We start from the raw sequence: 5693 nt of genomic DNA on the forward strand, positions 1-5693 counted from the left end.
AGCGCCTCGCGGAGGGGCCGATCGCGGAATCCTTCGTCGACGCCGACCGCAATCCGGTGGTGTTCCTGCCGGATCAGCACACCATCACCGTGCCGTCGCGGATCTGCAGATAGTCGTTGCCCGGCATGGAAACCCACGGCTCCATGGTGGCCAGCTGCGCGATGTTCGGGGCCAGCAGCGGGTTCTGGTTGGCCCACGCGCCCAGCACGTTCGGATCGGTCACCATCTCCGAGCGCAACGGCAGGTAGCCGATGTTCTTGGCGATCGACTGGTAGGACTGCTCGCTGGTCAGGAACTTGATCAGCTCCCAGGCGGCGCGCTGCTTGGCCGGGTCGTTGGTCAGGATGTGCAGGCCCGCACCGGAATTGGTGGGCACCGGGGGTGTGTCACCGAAGCGCGGCATGGCGGCCGAACGCAGATCCCACTTGTCCTTGGCCCCGGCCACGAACGTGCCCTGGATGGCGCTGGTCTCGAGGATCATGCCGACCTCGCCGCGCGCGAACGCCTCGTAGCCCTGCTTCTGCGCCAGCTTCGGCATGGAACCGGAATTGACCAGATCCTGGGCCATCTTGGTGACCGCGACGCTCGGGGCGTCGGCGTAGGTGAGGGTGCGGCGATCATCGGAGATCACCCGCCCGCCGTTGGAGCGCACCAGCGACTGGAAGCACCAGTCCTTGGCGGACTTGGTCAGGCAGTCCAGATACACGCCGCCCTGACCGGTTTTCGCGGTGATCGCCCTGGCGTCGTCGGCGACCTGCTGCCAGGTCACCGGCGGCTTGGCCGGATCCAGCCCGGCCTGGGTGAACAAGCTGGCGTTGTAGTAGAGCACCGGGGTCGAGAACACGAACGGGACGCCGTAGGTGTGGCCGTCCCAATCGTCGAGGGTGCGGGCGCGCGGGTGGAAGTGGAACTTGTCGCCGTCGAAGTTCGCCTGCACCGCCTGCTTGCCGAACAGCGTGTCGAGCGGCTTGGCGCCCAGCTGATGGATGGTGAAATCCAGGTCGCTGAAACCCAATTGGGCGACATCGGGCGGATGCCCGGCCACCATCTGGTTCTGGATGCTCGAAATGGTGTCGGTGGCCGGATTGGGGCTGTTGCCCTGCGGCTTCTGCGCGGTCACCGAGATATTGGGGAACTTCTTGGAGAAGTCGGCGATCAGGGCGTTGAAGGTGTCGGTCCAGGCGCCGGCGAGCCCGTAGTTGTAGGACTCGAAGACGATCGAGACCTTCTGATCGGGGCCCAGTTCGGGGACCTGGGCCGTGGAGGTGGCGTCGGTGGCGGTGGTACCGCCGAGTCCGCAGCTGGTCAGCGCGAGACAGGCGGCGAACACCATGCCCAGGACAGGGCCGGTGCGTTTCACGAATCTTCTCCTCATCGAGTGGTGGTGCGAAAGCGTTCAGGCGACCGAGGCCGCCGGGTCGGCGGGTGCGGTCGCGGCCTGCTCCTGCCAGTGCAGGCGCAGGCCGGAGTCGGGGTCGAACAGGTGGAGATCCGCGGGGTCGCAACGCAATCCGATGTCGTCGCCGACCCGGACACCGGCCGGACGGGTCACGCGCACCGACAGCTCCACGGCGCCCGCGGTGACGTGCACGAGCTCCTCGCTGCCGAGGTTCTCGACCATCGTCACCCGGCCGCGCACGGACGTGGCGGTGGGATCGATGCGCAGGCGCTCGGGGCGGATTCCGGCCAGCACCTTGGTAGTACCGCCGGTGTCGTCGCTGGATTCCGCGTCGATGCCGAGCGCGGCGTCGACGCCGTCGGTGCGCACGCGCAGCCTGCCCTCGTGCGAAACCACCTCCGCGGCAAAGATGTTCATCGGCGGCGAGCCCAGGAATCCGGCCACGAACGCGGTGCGCGGGTGGTCGTAGAGCTCCTCGGGGGTGCCGACCTGCTCCACCCGGCCCGCGTTGAGCAGGGCGATGCGGGTGGCCATGGTCATGGCCTCCACCTGATCGTGGGTCACATACAGGAAGGTGGCACCCAGCCGTCGGTGCAGGGCGATGAGTTCGGCGCGGGTGGCGCTGCGCAGCTTGGCGTCCAGGTTCGACAGCGGCTCGTCCATCAGGAACGCGCCGGGATCGCGAACCATGGCCCGTGCCAACGCGACTCGCTGACGCTGGCCACCCGAGAGCGCGGCGGGCCGCCGCTCCAGCAGCGCGGACAATTCGAGGGTGCGCGCCACCCGCTCGACCCGCTCGGCGATCTGCGCGCGCGGCGTGCGGCGGGCGCGCAGCGGGAACCCGATGTTCTTCGCGACCGTCAGATGCGGGTAGAGCGCATAGCTCTGGAACACCATGGCCAGATCCCGTCGCTGCGGCACCTCGTCGGTGATGTCGATGCCGTCCAACAGGATTCGGCCCTCGGACGGTTGTTCCAGACCCGCGATCATGCGCAGCAGCGTGGATTTGCCGCAGCCACTGGGACCGAGCAGCACCAGGAATTCCCCATCGGCGATGTCGAGGCTCACCTCGCGCACCGCGTAATCGGCGTCGAATCGTTTCGACACCGCGTCGATCTGCAAGCGGGCCACTGTTCTCCTTCAGGCCGGCGCGGTGCCGGTCGTGATCCAATCCGCCACGCCGGCGGCGATGGCGGGCGCGTCCTTGACCCACAGGAAGTGGTCGCGGTTCGCGACGGCCGAGTTCTCGTCGATGTGCCAGCGGCTCACCTGCGCGGCGGGCATGCGCGAAACCAGGAAGTCCACATTGGATTTCGGGCCGAGCACGTCCTCGGACAGGGAGATGACCAGCACCGGCACGCGCATGGCGGCCAGCAGCGAGTTGTAACGGCGGGTGGTGCCGCTGGGCCGGTAGTAGCTGGTCAGCGAATGCACCGACCAGTCGATCATCACGCCACCCGGCATGGGCGCGGGAATGAGCACACCGCCGGGCCAGTGGCCCTTGAACCGCGACACCAGACCGATCCACTGGATCTGGCTCAGCGCCTCCCACCAGCGGCGCGGGCCGAACGCCCACCAAAAGACCGTGCCGGTGCCGATCACGGTGACGCCCGCGACCCGGCCGGACTCGGCGGCGGCGAACAGCAGCGCCAGCTGGCCGCCGAGGCTGTGGCCGAACAGCTGGATCGGTGCGCCCGGAAAGCGCTGCTCGACGGCGGTGAGGATGGCGGGCAGATCGGTCTCGATCATCTCGCGGTAGCCGAAGTCGGTGTGCTCACCCAGTCTCGGGGTGGCCTCGCCGTGCGCCCGCAGATCACACGTCGCCACCGAAAGTCCCTGCGCGTGCAGGGCTTTGGCGAGGGAGAAGTAGTTCTTGGCCTTCATCGCCATGGCGGGCAGGATCAGCACCACGGGCGCGTCCGGGCGTGGCGCGGGCAGGAAGCGGACCGTGAAGGCGACCCCGTCGGCCGTCTCGACCCGGGTGTGCTCCAACGTGGTGAAATCCGAACGGGATTCGGGGGTCGTGGTGGTGTCGCTCATCGCGCGTCCGCCTCGGCGATCGTCACGTCGCAGACGTAGTCGAAGGTGAACTTGGCGACCTGGACCTCGTTGTCGTCCAGCAGCGTCGCCTTGCCCGACAGCTCGAAGCGCGCCGACGCGGTGGCGGCCAGGATCTCGGCGAGCTCGCGGGTGTCGACCGTGGCGACGGCGCGGATGCGGCCCTGTGCCGGTTTGCGATACGAGGCGGAGCCGCCGCGCAGCACCAGGCGTTCGACCGTGTGCAGCCGCTGCGCGGCCGCGCCGACGAAGGCCGCCGCGCCCGCGATATCGGCGGCGGTGAACAGCGCGCCGGCGTGCACGGTGGCCATGTGGTTGCGGACCTCGTCGACGTTCGGGATCTCGACGACGGCGCGGTCGGCGCTGATCTCGGTGACGAGGGTGCCGACGTGGCGGCCGAACGGCACCATCTGCTGCGAAATCGCGCGCAGGTACTCGTAATCGACGGCGTCGGGGTCGAGATCGGGGTAGGCGGCGGCGAATCCGGCCAGGATGCGGGTGGTCATTGCGGGCTTCCCTTCGTTGTTCTCGGACGGCAGGATCAGCGCGGACCGCGCAGCACCCGGCGGGCGATCGACCAGCGCAGCACCTCCGAGGGGCCCTCGTAGATGCGGAAGGCCCTGGCCTCCACCAGGAATCGGGCTACGAGGTGGTCCTCGCAGACGCCCAAGCCGCCGTGCAGCTGCACCGCGCGATCCAGCACCCGCCAGACCGCCTCGGAGACGAAGGTTTTCGCGATGGAGGTCTCGTGCCGGGCCGCCGCGGAGGTCGGGCCCTCGGTGTCGATGGTGTCGGCGACGCTGCGCACCAGGCTGCGGGCGGCCGCGATATCGATCTCGTTGTCGGCGATGAGGCCCTGGGCGATGCCGTGTTCGGCGATCGGCACGCCGAAGGAGCGGCGGCCGGTGATGTGGTCGACGGTGAGCTGCTGCGCGCGCACCGCCAAGCCAAGCCAGTTCATGCAGAACGTCAACCGCGACGGGGCGAGCCGGACCTGCGCCAGCTCCAGGCCGCGGCCGACCTCGCCGAGGACGGCGGTGTCGGGGACCTCGCAGTCGGTGAACTGGACTTCGCAGTGCCCGCCCGGGGCGCTGGTGTGGTCCAGGGTCGGCATCCGCCGTCCGACGCGCAGGCCAGGATTGTCCTGATCGACCAGGAACATGGTGGGGCCGTCGGAGGTCATGGCCACGCAGATGGTGAAGGCCGCGCCGTTCGCGCCGGTGGTGAAATGCTTGGCGCCGTTGATGATCCAGCCGTTGTCGGTCTCCTCGGCGGTGGTGCGCAGCATGCGGGGATCGGTGCCCGCGCCGGGGGCCGGTTCGGTCAATGCGATCGCCGAGCGCACGTCGCCTGCGGCGAGCGGGGCCAGATAGCGTTCGCGCTGTTCGGCATTGGCGACATGCGCCAGCAGATGGATGTTGCCGTCGTCGGGGGCCCAGGCGTTCACGGCCAGCGGGCCGAGCAGGCTCGCGCCCGCCGCCTCGAGCACCTCGGCCTGCGCCCGGGTGTTCAAACCCAAGCCGCCGTACTCCGGAGCCGACAGCGGGCCGAAGACGCCCGCTTCCTTGGCCTTCTTCTGCAGATCCAGCCGCAGCGCGTCGTCGGTGACCCGGCCGCCGGCCACCACCTCGCGTTCCACCGGGATGACGTGCTCGATCACGAAATCTCTGGTCCGTTCGACCAGATCCGCCACAGCGCTCATGGGGCCAGTGTCGGTCGGGCGTCGACATCACCGGGCGGGCGATCGGCAATGCCTATCGGTCGAATCGACTGCCGCGTGCGGGCCGCGATCCTCGGGGCTTCTCGGACAGGCTGTGCCCGACACCGAGTGCACGACCGTGCGACACGGGGTCCACGAGTGTCCGACGCCGGGTCCACGAGTGATCCACGAGCCGACGAGGGGATGCGATGACCGAGCTGATGGTCCGGGTGACCGGTCGAGACGACGTGGCCGAGGGCGTGTTCGCCCTCGAACTGGCGGCGCTCGGCGGGGGCGCGCTGCCCGGATGGACACCCGGCGCGCACATCGACGTGTCCGCCGGATCCGTTGGTGTGCGGCAGTATTCGCTGTGCGGAGATCCGGCCGACCGGCAGCGCTGGCGGATCGCGATCCTGCACGAGCCGGACGGCCGAGGCGGCTCCGCGCACCTGTTCCGCACCGCTCTACCCGGCACCGAGTTGCGAGTGTCGTTGCCGCGCAACCACTTCGCCCTGGAGCCCGGCGAGGAGTACCTGT

At 69.2% G+C, this 5693-nt stretch carries 5 protein-coding genes and 1 pseudogene; 1 reads left to right on the forward strand and 5 read right to left on the reverse strand.

The window, feature by feature from the left end:
* Positions 1 to 73: 73 nt before the first annotated feature.
* The 5 genes from ACWELQ_RS36285 to ACWELQ_RS36305 are packed head-to-tail and all read right to left on the reverse strand — an operon-like array spanning position 74 to position 5159.
* Positions 74 to 1360, reverse strand: a complete 1287-nt coding sequence (locus ACWELQ_RS36285; RefSeq protein ID WP_452401539.1) for an ABC transporter substrate-binding protein — start codon at positions 1358 to 1360, stop codon at positions 74 to 76.
* Between the two features lie 36 nt (positions 1361 to 1396).
* Complete coding sequence (locus tag ACWELQ_RS36290; protein WP_452401540.1) at positions 1397 to 2530, reverse strand: ABC transporter ATP-binding protein; 1134 nt, start codon at positions 2528 to 2530, stop codon at positions 1397 to 1399.
* A 9-nt stretch (positions 2531 to 2539) separates the two neighbouring features.
* Positions 2540 to 3439, reverse strand: coding sequence for an alpha/beta hydrolase family protein (locus ACWELQ_RS36295; RefSeq protein WP_452401541.1), 900 nt, complete (start codon positions 3437 to 3439; stop codon positions 2540 to 2542).
* Entirely contained in the window at positions 3436 to 3963 is a 528-nt protein-coding gene (locus ACWELQ_RS36300; protein WP_452401542.1) for a YiiD C-terminal domain-containing protein, read from the reverse strand. The genes ACWELQ_RS36295 and ACWELQ_RS36300 overlap by 4 nt, the downstream gene beginning before the upstream one ends.
* A gap of 35 nt (positions 3964 to 3998) precedes the next feature.
* Complete coding sequence (locus tag ACWELQ_RS36305) at positions 3999 to 5159, reverse strand: acyl-CoA dehydrogenase family protein (RefSeq protein WP_452401543.1); 1161 nt, start codon at positions 5157 to 5159, stop codon at positions 3999 to 4001.
* 206 nt (positions 5160 to 5365) lie between these two features.
* Between ACWELQ_RS36305 and ACWELQ_RS36310 the strand changes: the two are divergent.
* A pseudogene (locus tag ACWELQ_RS36310) lies at positions 5366 to 5693 on the forward strand (oxidoreductase); the annotation flags it as partial.

It is taken from the genome of Nocardia sp. NPDC004722 (genome assembly GCF_053601505.1).

What these genes read in the sequence shown, in the direction of transcription:
- ACWELQ_RS36295 (WP_452401541.1), bottom strand. Translation starts at nt 3,439, where the DNA reads ATGAGCGACACCACCACGACCCCCGAATCCCGTTCGGATTTCACCACG.
- ACWELQ_RS36300 (WP_452401542.1), bottom strand. Translation starts at nt 3,963, where the DNA reads ATGACCACCCGCATCCTGGCCGGATTCGCCGCCGCCTACCCCGATCTC.
- ACWELQ_RS36305 (WP_452401543.1), bottom strand. Translation starts at nt 5,159, where the DNA reads ATGAGCGCTGTGGCGGATCTGGTCGAACGGACCAGAGATTTCGTGATC.